Source organism: Delftia sp. S65, assembly GCF_016516495.1.
In the GTDB taxonomy this organism is placed as follows: Bacteria; Pseudomonadota; Gammaproteobacteria; order Burkholderiales; family Burkholderiaceae_C; genus Comamonas; species Comamonas acidovorans.
Map to the genome: position 1 here is coordinate 100978 of NZ_JACVUR010000002.1, position 16998 is coordinate 117975.

The 16998-nt window shown below is 70.2% G+C and carries 14 protein-coding genes; 3 read left to right on the plus strand and 11 right to left on the minus strand.

What is annotated here, in order from left to right; all coding sequences use genetic code 11:
• Positions 1 to 28: 28 nt before the first annotated feature.
• Both IAE24_RS02390 and IAE24_RS02395 read left to right on the plus strand, forming a co-directional pair.
• Complete coding sequence (locus IAE24_RS02390) at positions 29 to 1756, plus strand: SWIM zinc finger family protein (RefSeq protein WP_199958816.1); 1728 nt, start codon at positions 29 to 31, stop codon at positions 1754 to 1756.
• 307 nt (positions 1757 to 2063) lie between these two features.
• The gene (locus IAE24_RS02395; RefSeq protein ID WP_199958814.1) at positions 2064 to 4037 is read left to right on the plus strand and encodes a reverse transcriptase family protein; all 1974 of its coding nucleotides are present in this window, start codon (positions 2064 to 2066) and stop codon (positions 4035 to 4037) included.
• 20 nt (positions 4038 to 4057) lie between these two features.
• On the opposite strand, the gene IAE24_RS02400 is transcribed toward IAE24_RS02395, so the two are convergent.
• A complete protein-coding gene (locus tag IAE24_RS02400; protein WP_013800053.1) occupies positions 4058 to 4891 on the minus strand; it encodes a helix-turn-helix domain-containing protein in 834 nt (277 codons plus the stop codon).
• Between the two features lie 31 nt (positions 4892 to 4922).
• Positions 4923 to 5306 carry a hypothetical protein gene (locus IAE24_RS02405; RefSeq protein WP_199958812.1) on the minus strand — a complete coding sequence of 128 codons (384 nt, stop codon included), beginning with the start codon at positions 5304 to 5306 and terminating at the stop codon, positions 4923 to 4925.
• A 223-nt stretch (positions 5307 to 5529) separates the two neighbouring features.
• Between IAE24_RS02405 and soxR the strand changes: the two genes are divergently transcribed.
• On the plus strand, positions 5530 to 6033 hold the full coding sequence (gene soxR / locus IAE24_RS02410; protein ID WP_088166487.1) for a redox-sensitive transcriptional activator SoxR: 504 nt from the start codon (positions 5530 to 5532) through the stop codon (positions 6031 to 6033).
• Here the strand turns inward: soxR and hutG are convergent, their stop codons facing one another.
• The 9 genes from hutG to hutC all read right to left on the minus strand — a co-directional run bounded on the left by hutG (position 6034) and on the right by hutC (position 16989).
• Positions 6034 to 6897 carry an N-formylglutamate deformylase gene (gene hutG / locus IAE24_RS02415; RefSeq protein WP_051941033.1) on the minus strand — a complete coding sequence of 288 codons (864 nt, stop codon included), beginning with the start codon at positions 6895 to 6897 and terminating at the stop codon, positions 6034 to 6036. It lies immediately after the preceding gene.
• Between the two features lie 14 nt (positions 6898 to 6911).
• Positions 6912 to 8312 carry a formimidoylglutamate deiminase gene (locus tag IAE24_RS02420; protein WP_199958803.1) on the minus strand — a complete coding sequence of 467 codons (1401 nt, stop codon included), beginning with the start codon at positions 8310 to 8312 and terminating at the stop codon, positions 6912 to 6914.
• Positions 8309 to 9454 (minus strand): histidinol-phosphate transaminase, encoded by a 1146-nt coding sequence (locus IAE24_RS02425; RefSeq protein WP_199958801.1) that lies wholly within the window; start codon positions 9452 to 9454, stop codon positions 8309 to 8311. Before IAE24_RS02425 ends, IAE24_RS02420 begins: the two co-directional genes overlap by 4 nt.
• Positions 9451 to 10839, minus strand: coding sequence for an FAD-binding oxidoreductase (locus IAE24_RS02430; protein ID WP_199958799.1), 1389 nt, complete (start codon positions 10837 to 10839; stop codon positions 9451 to 9453). The genes IAE24_RS02425 and IAE24_RS02430 overlap by 4 nt, the downstream gene beginning before the upstream one ends.
• An 11-nt stretch (positions 10840 to 10850) precedes the next feature.
• Positions 10851 to 12146, minus strand: coding sequence for an imidazolonepropionase (gene hutI / locus IAE24_RS02435; protein WP_199958797.1), 1296 nt, complete (start codon positions 12144 to 12146; stop codon positions 10851 to 10853).
• 30 nt (positions 12147 to 12176) lie between these two features.
• Positions 12177 to 12737 carry a HutD/Ves family protein gene (locus tag IAE24_RS02440; RefSeq protein WP_199958899.1) on the minus strand — a complete coding sequence of 187 codons (561 nt, stop codon included), beginning with the start codon at positions 12735 to 12737 and terminating at the stop codon, positions 12177 to 12179.
• A 23-nt stretch (positions 12738 to 12760) separates the two neighbouring features.
• The gene (gene hutU, locus IAE24_RS02445) at positions 12761 to 14494 is read right to left on the minus strand and encodes a urocanate hydratase (protein WP_012202089.1); all 1734 of its coding nucleotides are present in this window, start codon (positions 14492 to 14494) and stop codon (positions 12761 to 12763) included.
• Between the two features lie 39 nt (positions 14495 to 14533).
• Positions 14534 to 16105, minus strand: coding sequence for a histidine ammonia-lyase (hutH, locus tag IAE24_RS02450; protein WP_199958795.1), 1572 nt, complete (start codon positions 16103 to 16105; stop codon positions 14534 to 14536).
• Between the two features lie 113 nt (positions 16106 to 16218).
• Positions 16219 to 16989, minus strand: coding sequence for a histidine utilization repressor (gene hutC, locus IAE24_RS02455; protein ID WP_049801468.1), 771 nt, complete (start codon positions 16987 to 16989; stop codon positions 16219 to 16221).
• Between the last annotated feature and the right edge of the window lie 9 nt (positions 16990 to 16998).

Below are 16998 nucleotides of genomic sequence, written 5' to 3' on the forward strand. Positions count from 1 at the left end.
ACGCAACAAGGCACGGAGTCGATCGGACATGGAATTTCGCTATCAGTACTACGGCAGCACGCAGGTCAACGACACGGCGGCCGAGCAGGCCTTCTCCTTCGCGCCCGACCTGCTGCGCCCACCCACGCGCTTCGACGGCCTGCTCCGGCGCGACGGCCCGGCCTACCTGCAGGTGCGCGAAGGGCTGTCCGCGCTGCACAGCGTGGTGGTCAGCGACTTGCGCACGCGCGGCCGCGACAAGACGGCCTACCGCGAATGGCTGCAGGAGCACGAAGCGCAAATGCTGGCCACCTTCATGGCCGACACCGGCGGCGCCCAGGCGCGCGCCAAGGAAATCAGCGCCGAACTCAAGAACCTGCGCGAGACCCGCAACCAGGTGCTCTCCCCCTTCTACAAGGCCCAGCGCAAGTACTTCGACTGGCTGTTCGTGGCCAACCGCGATGCCTGGTATGTGCTGGACCCCGTGATCACCGTGCACCCGGACCGGCTGCTGTTCGAGGCCTTCAGCCAGGACGAATCGAGCTACTGCGCGGTCAGCATCCGGCACGAGGCCTTCGAGCATGCGGGCGAGCGCATCTGCGGCACGACCAACATCGATTACTCGGCCAGCCTCTACGAAGAATTCCAGAAGATCCGCAACTACCGGGACACGCGGCTGACACTGGACCCGGCAGGCTTTGCCGTGCAGGTGGGCGGCGACCCCGCGCTGCGCGAGGAAAAGATCGACCTGCCAGACAGCTGGCTGCGCGGCTTCGTGCAGGTCTCCAGCGCCATGGCCCTGCCTGCCACCGTGCTGGAGCTGCACCCCATGGACCTGTTCAACATCTGCGCGCGGCTGCGTGCCCGGCGCGAGCGCCATGGCCCGCGCGCGCTGCGCTTCGAGCTGGCGCCGGGACAGCCGCCCACCGTGGTCTTCGAGCCCTGGGAGGAACGCCTGGCCACCCGGCGCTCGCACGTCGTCAGCGATGCCATGGGCACGGGCGGCGGCACCATCCGCCTGTGGGGGCGCCGCCGCCTGCTCACGCTGGAGCGGCTGATCTCCCAGGCCACGCGCGTGCGCGTGCACCTGCTGGGCAGCGGCATGCCCAGCTTCTGGGTGATCGAGCTGGGCCTGGTCACGGTCACGCTGGGCCTGTCGGGCTGGAGTGCCAACGACTGGGCCGCCAGCGCACGCTTTCACCTGATGGCGCCGCAGGCCGAGGTCACGCCCGCCCAGGTCGAGGCCGTGGGCCGGCAGCTGCAGTCGTGCTGGCAGGCCGGCGCGCAGGAACTGGCCCAGGCCACGGGCCTGTCCACTGCCCAGGTGCACACGGCCATGACACGCTGGATGCAGGCCGGGCGCGCGGTCTACGACCTGGACGCCGGGCGCTACGCCTGGCGCGAGCTGCTGCGCGAGCCGCTGACGGCGCAGCAATTGCAGCCCGCCAACCCCGAGCAAGACAAGGCGCTGGCCCTGGTGCGCGGCAAGGCCATTGCCCCGCCGCGCATCGACCGCAAGGACGGGTTCAGCCGCATCACCGGCCAGATCCCGCGCGCCGACGGCAAGCGCCTGTTCGACACCCAGCTCGAACTCGATGCCGACGAGCGCCTGACCGATGCGCGCTGCAGCTGCAACGACTACCAGCAGTACCGGCTGCGCCAGGGGCCCTGCGAGCACATGATTGCGCTGCGCCTGGTGGCGCAGCCCCAGCTCGATGCCGCCCGCCAGCCGACCGGCCCGCAGATGAAGGCCGCAGGACAAGGAGAAATCGCGTGAACCGCTTCAATTGCTCTACACTGCCACGCGGAGCGACGCGCAGGCTCTTGCAATCCGGGTGGTGTTTCGCCACCCTTGTGAACTGCCGTTTCATGCACCACGGGCGCCGTTTTCACTGTGCCACCCCAGCGACGGTATGCGTTTTCCTGAGTGGCTTGCTACAAGCGAAACACGCATACCGTCGCGGGGTGGCGTCGAGCGAACAGCTCCCGTCCCGTGAGCCCTGCGGGCTCTTCGACGAGAAGCGCGTCGCTCCATTTCTTTGCCCGCCGCACAGCGGCCGGGCCCGCCTTGCCGGGGTGGCCGCATGAGCCAGCCGCAACCCACACGCGCCGAGATCTACGAGCGCATCAAGGCCTCTAGCAAACAGGAAGTCATCCTCGACGAGATGCAGCGCCTGGGCTTCTGGCCCAAGGACGAGGGACAGCCGCAGCTGGCCGCCGCCCACATCCAGCGCGAGGGCGAGCTGCAGCGCGAGCTGGCCGAGCTGCGCCAGCAGATCGCCGTGCGCCACAACCCCGAGCGCGCATTGCGCCAGATGCGCAAGGAGCGCATGCAAAAGGCGCTGGCCCAGCGCGAGGAAACCAAACGCCGCCAGGCCCAGGAGCGCCACGACAAGGCGCTGGCCTGGCATGCGAAGCGGGCCACGCACGTGGGCTATCTGGGCCCCGGCGTCTCCGCTGCCCTGCAGGGACCGCAGGCCGGTGAGGCACAGCCTGCTGCCGGGGAACGCCGGCAGGCCGACCCGCAAAGGCTGGCCCGGCATGGCCTGCCGGAACTTGCCGATGCGGCGCAACTGGCCGATGCCATGGGCATCACCGTGGCCGAGCTGCGTTTCCTGGGCTTTCACCGCGAGGTGGCCCGCACCCACCACTACCACTCGTTCACCCTGCCCAAGAAGACCGGCGGCGAGCGGCTGATCTCCGCACCCATGCCGCGCCTCAAGCGCGCGCAGTACTGGGTGCTGGACAACATCCTCGCCAAGGTGCCCGCGCACGATGCCGCGCACGGCTTCCTGGCCGGCCGCTCCATCGTGAGCAATGCCGCGCCGCATGCGGGCCACGACGTGGTCATCAACCTGGACGTGAAGGACTTCTTTCCCAGCATTGCCTTCGGCCGCATCAAGGGCGTGTTCCGGCATCTGGGCTATGGCGAGGCCATGGCCACCCTCCTGGCCCTGCTGTGCAGCGAAAACCGCGCCCAGGCCTGGCAGGTGGATGGCGAGAAGCTCTTCGTCGGCGGCAAGGCGCGCGAGCGCGTGCTGCCCCAGGGCGCGCCCACCAGCCCCATGCTCACCAACCTGCTGTGCCGCCGCCTGGACCGGCGCCTGCTGGGCCTGGCCAGGCAGCTGGGCTTTGTGTACACGCGCTATGCGGACGACCTGACCTTCTCCGCCTCGGGCGAGGCCGCGCGCGACAACGTGGGCCGGCTGCTGGGCCGCGTGCGCTGGATACTGCGCGACGAAGGCTTCACGCCCCACCCCGACAAGGAGCGCGTGATGCGCAAGGGCCGCCGCCAGGAGGTCACGGGGCTGGTGGTGAACGCGGACAAGCCCGGCGTATCGCGCGAGACGCGCAGGCGCCTGCGCGCCGCCCTGCACCGCGCCACGCAGGCCAGCGCCGGCAAGCCGGCGCACTGGCAGGGGCAGGCAGCCCAGCCCTCGCAATTGCTGGGACTGGCGCAGTTCGTGTACCAGGTCGACCCCGTGCAGGGCGGCCCGCTGCTGGGCCAGGCCCGCCAGCTCACACGCAGCCCCATCGACCGCGCCAACGATGCCCTGCTGCAGGCCAGCCGGCAGGACCGCGCGGCGGCGCGTGCGCAGCCGCCCGCAAGCGCACAGTTCCGGCGTCTGGCCGCCAGCGGGCAGGCGCCTGCGCTGGCCAGCGGCAAGACGTGGTGGCAGCCGGCCGAGCCGGCGGCACCCGTGATCGAGAAAACCGACCAGCAGCGGCGCGAACAGCGGCTGCAAGAGCGCGAGGCCGCACGCGCCCAGGCAGCTGCGGCCGCACGGCCGGCCGTGGACACGCCGCAGCAGCCCGCACAGGCGCCGAGCCCCGACGCCCAGGCACCCGGCCCATCGCCGATGCCCGGCCTGCTGACCTACTGGACGCAGATCGTGATCTGCTTCTTGCTGGGCACGGTGTTCCAGGCACGCCTGATCACGCTGATCGGCATCGTGCTGGTCCTGCTCCTGCGCTACCGGCGCATACGGCGCTGGGATGTCTTTGCCGCTGCGATGGTGGTGGCCGTGCTGCTGGGCCTGGGGCTGCGGCTGTCGTGATGTTCACGGGGCCGCAGGCCTCAGAGGCCTGCGCCGCCGCCCGCCAAGGGTGCGCTGCGCAGCGCCAGGAAGCGGCGCGGCGAAGTGCCCACCGCCTTGCGGAACATGGTCACGAAGGCGGGTGCGCTCTCGTAGCCCAGGGCATCTGCCACGGTCTGTATGCGCAGCCCCTCGGACAGCTTTTGCAGTGCGGTGAGCACATGCAGCTGGCGGCGCCACTGGTTGACCGTAAGCCCGGTCTCGGCCAGGAACAGCCGCGTCATGCTGCGCTCGCTCATGCCGATGCGCTGGGCCCAGTCGGCCAGCCGTGCCTGCAGCTGCGGCTGCTCGCACAGGGCGTTGGTCATGCGGCGCAGGCGCCGGTCGTGCGGCAGGGGCAGGTGCAGTCCTTCGGGCTGCGCCGCCTGGATCTCGTCGAGCAGCACCTGCATGAGCCGGCCATCGCCGCTGTCGGGCTCGTAGTCCTGCGGCAGGCCCTGCACGCGGTCCAGCAGCGCACTGAGAAAGGGCGAGACGGCCAGCGCATGGCAAGGTCCGGGCACGGGGCGCACGGCCCCTGCCTCGACAAAGACCACGTAGCCGCTGGCCGCACCGCTGCAGCTGACGCGGTGCAGCGTGCCGCCCGGAATCCAGGCTGCGCTGCGCGGCGGCACCACGCAGACGCCCGCATCGGTCTCCAGCGTGATCAGCCCCGCATGGGTGACCATGAGCTGGCTCTTGCGGTGGGCATGGAAGTTCATCCCCCAGTCGCCGGGGCCCGACCGCATGGGCAGGACGATCACGGGACGGTCCACATGGTCGGGGTCCCACCTCTCGGGCAGGACTTTGAGCAGGGCTGAATCCACGGCATTCATGGTGTTTCTCTCAGTTCATGTCAATCGGTCATCAATCGGACCCGAGCAGCTCCCGTGCACGCTGCTGCGCCTCCTCGGGGGAGGCCACCAGCAGCATGGGATAGCCCCAGGCCTTGCCGAACATCTGTGCGAAGGCCTCGGCCTCGGCGCGCTTTCGCGCATCGGGCTCGGCGTGGACCAGGGCGCGCACCAGGCTTTTGAGCTCGGGGCGGCGGGCCTTCATCCACAGCACGACCTGCTTGCGCTCCTCGGGCGAGCGCTCCTCCTGGGACATGTCGCCGTCGCTGAAGAAGACAAAGGCCTGGCCGCGGGCCAGCAGGGCCGAGAAATCCTCCAGCAAGCGGTCCACGGGCACGGCCTTGTCGCGCTCGTAGCCCATGCGGACCAGGGGAAAGCTGCTGCTGTCGATATACATGGAAACCTCCGGCCGATGCCATTCAATACAAATGAGACCCATTACTGTATGAATGAACGGCAGCTGCGTCATTGCAGCACTCAGCCAAAGAATTTCGCAGTCCGGCCAGGACGCTCGCATGGGCGGTACAGACCCGGTTGCCCTGTTCCTGCGCTTTCGCTCAGAATGGCCGCATTCTTCGAGTTCAAGTGAACTTGAAGTCAAGCCACAAAGGAAAGCCACCATGAAAACCGAGGATGATCCGCTGCTCAGCATCGGCGACGTGGCGCAGCGCAGCGGGGTCAAGGCCTCGGCGCTGCGCTTTTACGAGTCGCTGAACCTGATCGAGTCCGTGCGCAGCGCCAGCGGCCACCGGCGCTACCACCGCTCGTCGCTGCGGCGCATCGCCTTCGTGGTGTTCGCCCAGCGCATCGGCTTCACGCTGGAGGAGATCGCCGTGCAGCTAGCCAAGCTGCCCAGCCGCCATGTCCCCACGGGCGGGGACTGGCAGAAGATGTCGCGGGTCTGGAAGCAGCGGCTGGACGACCGCATAGGCGAGCTGCAGCGGCTCAGCGAGAGCCTGGACCAGTGCATTGGCTGCGGTTGCCTGTCGCTGCGCCACTGCGTGCTGCACAACCCCGGCGACCTGTGCGCACAGAATGGCCCCGGGCCGCGCCGCTGGCTGGGCGACCCGCCGCCCGTGGCCATGGGCGGACCCTGCCCGGGCCACTGCCACGACGAAGGCTGATCAGGACACGCGCCGTGTCGTGACGAAGTCCAGCACCGCCTGCAGCATGCGCTGCAGCGTGGGCTGGATCTGTTCGGCGCGCTCGGGCAGGTAGTCGAAGGGCAGGGCTTCCTGCATGTAGCTGCACTGCGTCATCTCCAGCTGCACGGCGTGGATGCCGGCCTCGGGCTGGCCGTAGTGGCGCGTGATGTAGCCGCCCGTGAAGCGGCCGTTGAGTATGGCGGTGTGGCCCGGCGCAGTCTGCGCAATGGCCAGCAGATGCTCGGCCAGCTCCAGCGCGCAGCTCGTGCCCTTGCCGGTGCCCAGGTTCAGGTCGGGCAGCTTGCCTTCGAAGAAACGCGGCAGCACCGAGCGGATGGAGTGCGCGTCCCACAGCGCCACGGTGCCGTGCACGGCCTTGAGGCGGTCCAGTTCGGCGCGCAGCTGTGCGTGGTACGGGCCCCAGATGGCTTCGCGGCGCGCGGCGATCTCGGCGTCTGCGGGCACATCGGCCGGGTCGGCGTACAGCGGCGTGTCGTCGAAGGTGTCCACGGGGCACAGGCCGGTGACGCTCTGGCCCGGGTAGAGGCTGGCGCCATCGGGCGGACGGTTCAGGTCCACCACATAGCGCGAATGCGTGGCCACGAGGATGGAGGCGCCCATGGCCTTGGCGAACTCGTACAGGCGCGGCAGGTGCCAGTCGGTGTCGGGCACGTGGCGGGCTTCCTCGGTCAGGCGCGCGGCGATGTCGGGCGGCACATGGGTGCCCGCATGCGGCATGGAGATCAGCAGTGGCGCCGTGCCCTGGTGGAAGACGAAGGGAGGGGGAGCGGTATCGGTCATGGTGTGATTCTGGAACGTTTCTGGCGGATTTTGCGGGCCCATGGCATGCGGGTGCCTCAGGATTGCAGGGTGGCCGTGCGGGCCGCGACAAAGCCATGGGCTGCCGCCTCGTGCAGCGCATGCCGTCCAGCCTGCACGCGGCGCTCGCCGCCCACCCAGAGGCTGTGCAGGGCGCTGCTGCGGTGGCTGCCGAAGACATGGGCCGAGACCATGGCCTGCACCGGCAGGCCGGCCAGTGCCACATGGCCTGCATCCAGCGCCAGGAAGTCGGCCTGCTGGCCCACGGCCAGCCCGGCCACGGGGCGGCCTGCGGCCTGGGCGCCGCCCTGCACGGCGGCGGTCCACAGCGCGGTGCCCACCTGCGGGTCGGGGCCTGCCAGCACATTGCGCTGGCGCAGCGACAGGCGCTGGCTGTATTCGAGCATCAGCAGTTCCTCGGCCGCGTTGACGCAGGCATGGCTGTCCGAGCCCACGCCCCAGGCGCCGCCGTGGCCCAGCCATTGCGGCATGTCGAAGATGCCATCGCCCAGGTTGGCCTCGGTGGTGGGGCAGATGCCCGCCACGGCGCCGCTGCGCGCGGCGCCCGCGTATTCACCGGGCGTCATGTGGGTGGCATGGACCAGGCACCAGCGCGCGTCCACGGGGGCATGCTCCAGCAGCCATTGCACGGGGCGCTGGCCGCTCCAGGCCAGGCAGTCGTCCACCTCCTGGGTCTGCTCGGCAATGTGGATGTGGACGGGCGCGCGCGCGTCCAGCGCCGTCAGGCCCTCCACGGCCACGCGCAGACTGTCGGGCGGCACGGCGCGCAGCGAGTGCGGCGCCAGGCCCAGGGCCGCGCCCTGGGCACGGGCCTCGGGCAGCAGACGCTGCAGCAGGGCCAGCATGTTGTCGGTGCTGCGGATGAAGCGCGCCTGGTCGGCGCGCGGCGGCTTGCCGCCGAAGCCGCTGGTCTGGTAGAGCACGGGCAGCAGGGTGATGCCCATGCCGGCCTTGCGCGCGGCGCGCAGCAGGGCCAGGGACAGCGTGGCGTCTTCGGCATAGGGCCGGCCATCCCGGTCGTGGTGCACGTAATGGAATTCGCAGACCGAGGTGTAGCCGGCCTCCAGCATCTCCACGTACAGCCAGGTGGCGATGGCCTCCAGCGACTCGGGCGTGATGCGCGCGGCAAAGCGGTACATGAGGTCGCGCCAGCTCCAGAAGCTGTCCTGGGCCTCGGCGCGGTATTCGGTCAGGCCCGCAAAGGCGCGCTGGAAGGCATGCGAGTGCAGGTTGGGCATGCCAGGCAGCACGGGGCCGGGCGCGCGCGGCGCGCTGCCCGGCTGTGCGTCGGCCTGTACGGCCTGCAGGCTTCCTGCGCCATCCCAGCGCAGCAGCACATTGCGCGCCCAGCCCGTGGGCAGCAGCGCGTGCTCGGCGAACAGCGTGCGGCTGTCGGGTGTCGGGTCGATGCCGCTCATTGCCCGGCCTCCAGGATGTCGGCCAGCGCGCGCACGAAGCGTTCGTTGTCGGCCTCGGTGCCCACGGAGACGCGGATGAAGTGCTCGAAGCCCGGCTCCTTCCAGGGCTTGGTGATGATGCCCCGGGCCAGCAGCGCCTCGTTCACGGGGCCGTTGGGACGGCCGATGTCGATGAACAGGAAGTTGGCCGCCGAAGGCGCCATACGAAGTGCGGGCAGTGCAGGCAGGGCGGCCAGCCGCTGCGCCAGCACATCGCGCAGGCGCACGGTCTCGGCCACGCCGCGCTGCATGAAGCCCTCATCGCCCCAGGCAGCCAGCGCCGCCGCCTGGGCCGCCTGGTTGACGTTGAAGGGCGTGCGCACGCGGTCCAGCAGTTGCACCAGGGCCGCGTCGCTGGCCAGGCCATAGCCCACGCGCAGGCCGGCCAGGCCCCAGGCCTTGGAGAAGGTGCGCAGCACGATCCAGGGCATGGCGCGGCCGCGCAGCAGGGCCAGCACGTCGGGGTAGCCGTCGGCGTGCAGGGCGTACTCGTAGTAGGCCTCGTCCACCACCAGCAGGGTCTGCGGCGGCGTGGCGTCCAGCAGGCGCGCGAAATCGCCGGCGCTGAACATGCAGCCCACGGGATTGGAGGGATTGGCCAGCATGGCGATCTTGGGGCCGCGCGCCAGCGCCTGGCACCAGGCAGCGACATCGAAGTCCAGCGCGGGCGTCAGCTCCAGCAGCTCGACGCGGGCGCCCATCATGCGCGGGTAGATCTCGTGCAGGCCGAAGGCCGGGCGCTGGGTGAGCACGCGGTCGCCGGGCGAGAGAAACGCCTGGCACAGCATCTGCAGGATGTCCTCGGAGCCGTTGCCCACGGCAATGGCCTCGGCCGGCACGCCGGTGCGCGCCGCGATGGCCGCGCGCAGCGCCGTGCATTGCGCATCGGGATAGGTGCCCACATGCAGGGCCAGGTCGGCCAGGGCGCGGGCCACGGCAGGGCTGGCGCCAAAGGGGTTCTCGTTGCTCGCCAGCCGCGAGATCTCGGTGACGCCGTAGCGCGCCCGCACGGCCTCGGAGGACAGGCCTGCGTTGTACGGCGGCAGCGGCGGCACTTCGGGGCGTGCCAGGGTGTGGATCGCGTGGATGGCGGGAGCGTTCATAGGTCGAATACCTTGCCGGGGTTGAACAGATGCAGGGGGTCCAGCGCCTGCTTGATGGCGCGCATCACGGCCAGTTCGGCCGGCGTGCGGCTGGCGCCGAGATAGGGCTTCTTGTGCAGGCCGATGCCGTGCTCGGCCGAGACGCTGCCGCCGAACTCGCCGACCAGGTGGTACAGCGCGGCCTCGACGCCTTCGCAGTCGCCGTTGGCGGTGGCACCGTCCACCGAGACATGCAGGTTGCCGTCGCCCACATGGCCGAAGAACAGCGAGTGGTGGCCGGGCCAGCGCGCGTCGAACGCGGCGCGGCAGGCATCGGCGAAGCGGCCGATGTCGGCCTGGGGCAGGCTGACGTCGAAGTTGACGGGCGGATGCATGTTCGTGTTGAGCTCGGCCGGCGCCTCGCGCAGCTTCCACAGCTGGCGCGCCTGTGCCACGGACTGGGCGATGACGGCATCGGCCACCTCGCCGGCCTCCATGGCCTCGCCCAAGGCCTCTTCCACGTCGGCGCGCAGCGTGGCCTCGTCCTTGCCGTCCACATCGATCAGGGCCAGCAGCGCATGCGCCTGGCCAAAGGGCGGCTGCAGCTTCTGCCAGCGGATGGAGGCCTGGATGAAGCTGTCCCACATCAGCTCGAAGGCCGCCACGCCATTGCCGAAGCGCGACTGCATGCGCGAGAGCACGGACAGCGCCGCATCGAAGTCCGGCACGGCCACCAGGGCCGTGGCGCGGGCCTGGGGCGCGGGACGCAGGCGCAGCAGCACGCGCGTGACGATGCCCAGCGTGCCCTCCGAGCCGATGAAGAACTGCTTGAGGTCGTAGCCCGTGTTGTTCTTGAGCATGGGGCGCAGCATGGGCAGCACCGTGCCGTCGGCCAGCACCACCTCCAGGCCCAGCACCTGCTCGCGCATCATGCCGTGCTGCAGCACGCCGTTGCCGCCCGCATTGGTGGCCACGTTGCCGCCGATCTGGCAGCTGCCGCGCGCGCCCAGGTCCACGCCGAAGACCATGCCTGCGGCCACGGCCGCCTCCTGCACGGCCTGCAGCGTGGCGCCGGCCTGCACGGTCATCAGCGCGGTGCGCGCGTTCACGTCCTCGATGGCGTTCATGCGCTCCATGGAGACGGCCACGGCACCCGCCACGGGCACGGCCGCGCCGGCCAGGCCCGTGAGCCCGCCCTGGGGCACGACAGGCACGCGGTGGGCCGTGCACAGGCGCATGAGCGCGCTGACCTCGTCGGTGCTGCGCGGGCGCACCAGGGCCAGCGGGCGCTGGGGCGGCGTGCCGCTCCAGTCGGTGTGGTAGCGCGCGGGCACATCGTCGCCGCGCTGCGCCACTTCGGCGCCCAGGGTGGAAATCAATTCATCGAGAAACAGTGCATGGGGCATGGGACAGGCTTTCAGTGGCTCCCCTGCCCGCGGGTCCGCACGATGCGGCCCTGGCGCACGATGGTGCAGTCAGGCTTGCTGCCGAACCAGTAGGCCAGCTCGGCCGCATGGCGCACGGGCCAGAGCACGAAGTGGGCGGGACGGCCGGCCGCGATCAGGCCATGCTCGTCCTGCAGGCCCAGGGCGCGCGCGGCATGGCGGGTGATGCCCGCCAGGGCCTCGGGCACGGTGAGCCGGAACAGGGTGCAGGCCATGTTGGCCATGAGCAAAAGGCTCAGGCAGGGGGAGGTGCCCGGATTGTGATCGGTAGAGACGGCCATGGGAACGCCCGCGGCGCGCAGGCCCGCGATGGGCGGCATGTGGGTGTCGCGCAGCGTGTAGTAGGCGCCGGGCAGCAGCACGGCCACGGAACCCGCGCCGCGCATGGCGGTGATGCCGGATTCGGACAGGTGCTCGATGTGGTCGCAGGACAGCGCGCCATAGCGGGCCGCGAGGGCCGCCCCCTCCATGTTCGACAGCTGCTCGGCATGCAGCTTGACGGGCAGGCCCAGGCGGCGTGCGGCCTGGAAGACCTGCTCGGTCTCGGCCAGCGAGAAGGCGATGCGCTCGCAGAACACATCGACCGCATCGACCAGGCCCTCGGCCGCCAGCGCGGGCAGCATGGTGCCGGCGACCAGGTCGATGTAGTCCTGGCTGCGCCCTGCGTACTCGGGCGGCAGCGCATGCGCGCCCAGGAAGGTGGTGCGCACGGTCACGCCCAGGGCCTGGCCCAGGCGCCGGGCCACGCGCAGCTGCTTGCGCTCGTGCTCCAGCGCCAGGCCGTAGCCCGACTTGATCTCGATGGCGCAGACGCCCTCGTCCAGCAGCTGCTGCAGGCGCGGCAGGGCCTGGGCGAACAGCTCGTCCTCGCTGGCCTCGCGCGTGGCACGCACGCTGGAGACGATGCCGCCGCCGGCGCGTGCCACTTCCTCGTAGCTGGCGCCGTCCAGGCGCATGGCGAATTCGTTGGCGCGCTCGCCGCCATAGACCAGGTGGGTGTGGCAATCGACCAGGCCCGGCGTGGCCAGCATGCCCTGGCCGTCATGGCGCGGCAGGGCCGCATATGCGGGCGGCAGGGCCTGCTGCGGCCCCACCCAGGCCACGCGGCCCTGCTGCACCACGATGCAGGCATCCTCGCCATCACCCACGGCCTGGCCGGCCTCGAACATGTCAGGCGCCAGGCGCATGTTCTGCCAGCAGCCGTCGGCCGAAGAGGATGGAGCGAGTGCGCAAGCGGATGCAGAAGCGGGTGCGTGGGGCTCGGTCATGGCGGGTGATTCCTTGGATGTCGTGGGTCGTCAGCAGGCTTGCAGCAGCACCTGCACCAGCCGCGCGTCGTCGGTCTGCGGCACCAGCTGCTGCGGGTCGGGCTGCGGCGCGCTCCACCACAGGCCCTGGCCGGGGATGAGCGCAGAGCCATCCGCCTGCCAGTTGCCCTGCAGCACCATGCACAGGCCGGCGTCGGCGCGGCCGGCGTCGGCAGCGCTGTCCAGCACCTGGACCTGCGCCCGCCACCGGCCGCGCCGCGCCATCACGTTGAAGTCGGTGGAAGTGCCGCCCAGCAGCGAGCAACCCAGCGCCACATCGCCGGAGAAGGCAAACGGCTGCCAGCGCGCGTCCAGCACATGGTCGATGCCTTCGCCGCGCAGGTGCACGCCGTCGCCATCGAGCAGCATGATCTGCCGGTCCACGCCCGCAAAGGCCGAGAACGGGCCGGGCTGGTCAATGGTGGCCACGCTGATGCGCCAGCCGAAAGCCTCCATGCCCGCCCCGGGCGGCCAGCAGGCGATCTCGCGCGTGCTGCCGCCCCCGTTCTTCCAGGGGCTGGCGGCGATCTGGTTCAGGTCGAAACGCTGCATGGCCGTGGTGTCCTGCAAGCGGCTCACTTGACCATGGGCAGGTTCAGCTGATGGCGCTTGGCGGCCGCCACGGCGATGTCGTAGCCCGCGTCGGCATGACGCATCACGCCGGTGGCCGGATCGTTCCAGAGCACGCGGCCCAGGCGGGCGGCGGCCTCGTCCGTGCCGTCGGCCACGATGACCACGCCCGCATGCTGGGAGTAGCCCATGCCCACGCCGCCGCCGTGGTGCAGGCTGACCCAGGTGGCGCCGCCTGCGGTGTTGAGCAGGGCGTTGAGCAGCGGCCAGTCGCTGACGGCGTCCGTGCCGTCCTTCATGGATTCGGTCTCGCGGTTGGGGCTGGCCACGGAGCCGCAGTCCAGGTGGTCGCGGCCGATCACGATGGGGGCCTTGAGTTCGCCGTTCTTCACCATCTCGTTGAAGGCCAGGGCCGCCTTGTGGCGCTCGCCCAGTCCCAGCCAGCAGATGCGCGCGGGCAGGCCCTGGAAGCTGATGCGCTCGCGCGCCATGTCCAGCCAGCGGTGGGTGTGCTTGTTGTCGGGGAACAGTTCCTTGATCTTGGCGTCGGTCTTGTAGATGTCCTCGGGGTCGCCGGACAGGGCCACCCAGCGGAACGGGCCCTTGCCCTCGCAGAACAGCGGCCGGATGTAGGCGGGCACGAAGCCGGGGAAGTCGAAGGCGTTCTTCACGCCCTGGTCCAGGGCCACCTGGCGGATGTTGTTGCCGTAGTCCACCGTGGGAATGCCCATGGCCTGGAAGTCCAGCATGGCCTGCACGTGCTGGGCGCAGCCCTGGGCGGCGGCGGCCTTGAGCTGGGCATGGCGCGACGGGTCGGCGGCGGCGGCACGCCACTCGTCCACGGTCCAGCCCACGGGCAGGTAGCCGTTGATCAGGTCATGGGCCGAGGTCTGGTCGGTCACGATGTCAGGACGGGCGCCGCCGGCCTGGGCGCGGCGCACCAGCTCGGGCAGGATTTCGGCGGCATTGCCCAGCAGGCCGATGGAGATGGCTTCGCCCGCGGCCGTGTGCTGGGCGATGAGCTCCAGCGCGTGGTCGATGTCGCGCGCCTGCTTGTCCAGGTAGCGCGTGCGCAGGCGGAAGTCGATGCTGCTTTGCTGGCATTCGATGGCCAGCACGCAGGCGCCGGCCAGCACGCCGGCCAGGGGCTGGGCACCGCCCATGCCGCCCAGGCCCGCCGTGAGGATCCACTTGCCCGTGAGGTCGTTGTTGTAGTGCTGGCGGCCGGCCTCGACGAAGGTCTCGAACGTGCCCTGCACGATGCCCTGGGCGCCGATGTAGATCCAGCTGCCGGCCGTCATCTGGCCGTACATGAACAGGCCCTTCTGGTCGAGCTCGTTGAAGTGCTCCCAATTCGCCCACTGGGGCACGAGGTTGGAGTTGGCCAGCAGCACGCGCGGTGCGTTCTCGTGCGTCTTGAACACGCCCACGGGCTTGCCCGACTGGATCAGCAGCGACTCGTCGGCCTCCAGCTTTTTCAGCGACTCCAGGATCTGGTCATAGCACTCCCAGTTGCGCGCCGCGCGGCCGATGCCGCCGTAGACCACCAGGGCCTTGGGGTTCTCGGCCACGTCGGGGTCCAGGTTGTTCTGCAGCATGCGGTAGGCGGCCTCGGCCAGCCAGTTCTTGCAGTGCAGTTCGCTGCCGCGCGGGGCGCGGATGACGCGGCTGGCGTCATAGCGGGGATTGGTGGCAGCCGTGGCAGCGTTGGCGTTGAGGATGGCGTCGTTGGCGTTCATGGCGATCTCCTGGATGCGGGGGGTGAGCGGTTGCGGGGTTCAGGCAGCCTGGTGGCTGGGCAGGTGGCGGGAGATGGCCTGGGGCCAGTCCGTGGCAAGCGCCCACTGGCGCATGGTTTCGATGTCGGGTGCCAGGTAGCGGTCACGGTCCAGGTGCGGAACCTGGCTGCGGATCAGCGCGTACTGCGCTTCGATCAGTTCGGAGCTGTTCAGGCTGCGGTCGAAGTCCATGCCCTGGGCGGCGGCCATGGCCTCCACGCCCACGATGACGGCGGTGTTGCGCGCCATCTCGCCCAGGCGCCGCGCGCCGTAGGTGGCCATGGAGACATGGTCTTCCTGGTTGGCCGAGGTGGGCAGGCTGGTGACGCTGCTGGGATGGGCCAGGCACTGGTTCTCGGCAGCCAGGGCGGCGGCCGTGACCTGGGCGATCATGAAGCCCGAGTTCACGCCGCTGTCGGCGATCAGGAAGGCCGGCAGGCCCGACAGGCCGGTGTCCAGCAGCAGGGCCATGCGGCGCTCGGAGATGGCGCCGATCTCGGCCAGGGCCAGGGCGATGATGTCGGCCGCGAAGGCCACGGGCTCGGCGTGGAAGTTGCCGCCCGAGATCACGTCGCCGTTGTCGAAGACCAGCGGGTTGTCCGAGGCGGCGTTGGCCTCGATCACCAGCACGCGGGCCGCATGGCTGAGGTTGTCCAGGCAGGCGCCCATGACCTGGGGCACGCAGCGGATGGAGTACGGGTCCTGCACGCGGCCGCAATGGGGGTGGGAGGTGTCGATGGCGCTGCCGTCCAGCAGCTCGCGCACGGCGGCGGCCACGGCGATCTGGCCAAGCTGGCCGCGCGCCTCATGGATGCGGGCGTCAAACGGCTTGACCGAGCCCTTGATGGCCTCCAGCGTCAGGCAGCCCGCCACCAGGCCGGCCGCGAACACGCTCTCGCCCTGGAAGAGGCCCACCAGGGCCAGCGCCGTGGACACCTGGGTGCCGTTGAGCAGGGCCAGCCCCTCCTTGGGGCCGAGCACGAAGGGCTCCAGGCCCACATGGCGCATGGCCTCGGTGCCGGACACCACCTGTCCATCGATCTTGGCCTGGCCTTCGCCGATCAGCACGCAGGCCAGGTGCGACAGCGGCGCCAGGTCGCCGGAGGCACCCACCGAGCCCTTGGCGGGAATCACGGGCAGCACGTCGGCGTTGGCCAGGGCCAGCAGCGCATCGACCAGCTCGGGGCGCACGCCCGAGTGGCCGCGTGCCAGGCTCACGGCCTTGGTGGCCAGCACCAGGCGCACCACGGCGTCAGGCAGCGGATCGCCCGTGCCCACGCTATGCGACAGCACCAGGTTGCGCTGCAGCTCTGCCAGGCGGTCATGGGCGATCTTGGTGGAGGCCAGCTTGCCGAAGCCGGTGTTGATGCCATAGACGACCTGGTCCTCATCCACGATGTGCTGCACATGGGCCTGGGCGGCGCGCATGCGCTCGTAGGCGGGCGCCGCCATGGACAGGCGCACGCCGCCCTGCTGGATGGCCCGCAGCTGGGCCAGGCTGACCTGGCCGGGCTGCAGCGTCAGCGCGGTGCCGGGACGGGAGGTGAGGCCGGGAGTCGTGATGGTGTTCATGGTGATGCCCTGTCGGTGTCTGGGAGGGTGTGCCGGGATGGATGTCTATGCCTGTCTATACAATATCAATCGAAGCGGAACAGCGCAAGAGCGGGAACCCCGCCTTTCAGGCCTCAGCCGTCGTGCGATCCGCCGTCGGTGCGAAAGCGGCTGCCCAGCCGGTAGCGCATGCCCGGATGCACGCAGTGCACCCAGGTCACGGGCGTGCCCAGGTACCAGGTGCGGCGCGTCAGCGTCAGGCAGGGCTGGTCCGCGTCCATTTGCAGCCAGCGCGCCTGCTCGGGCGTGGGCAGCATGGCGTCCACCACATGCTCGATCTGGTCGAAGGGCACGTTGCGCACCAGATACACCGAAGGCTGGATCAGCGAGAAGTCCTGCTCCATGAAGTCCGGCGCCATGCGCGGGTTCACATGGCGATCTTCCAGCTGCACGGGCACGTCGTTCTCGAAATGCACGCCCTGCAGGTGGAACACCGAGCTGCCCGCAGACAGCTGCAGCGAAGCCGCCGCCTCGGGCGAGGCCGACTCGCGGCGCACGCTGATCAGCTCGAAGCGGTGGTCATGGCCGCGCTGGCGGATTTCCTCGGCAATGTTGGCGATGCGCAGCAGCGTGGACTGCGGCTTTTCCTCGGCCACGAAGGAGCCCACGCCGGCCACGCGCACGATCACGCCCTGCTCGGCCAGCTCGCGCAGCGCGCGGTTGGCCGTCATGCGGGCCACGCCGAACTCCTGCACCAGCTCCTGCTCGGACGGCACGCGCTCGCCGGCCGACAGCGAGCCATCGGCGATCTTGCGCAGCACATGGTCCTTGACCTGCTGGTACAGGGCCATGGGCACCTCCGCCGTCGTTGCGGAAAGTCGGGAAGCCGTGGAACGCGAAGACATGGTGTGGGC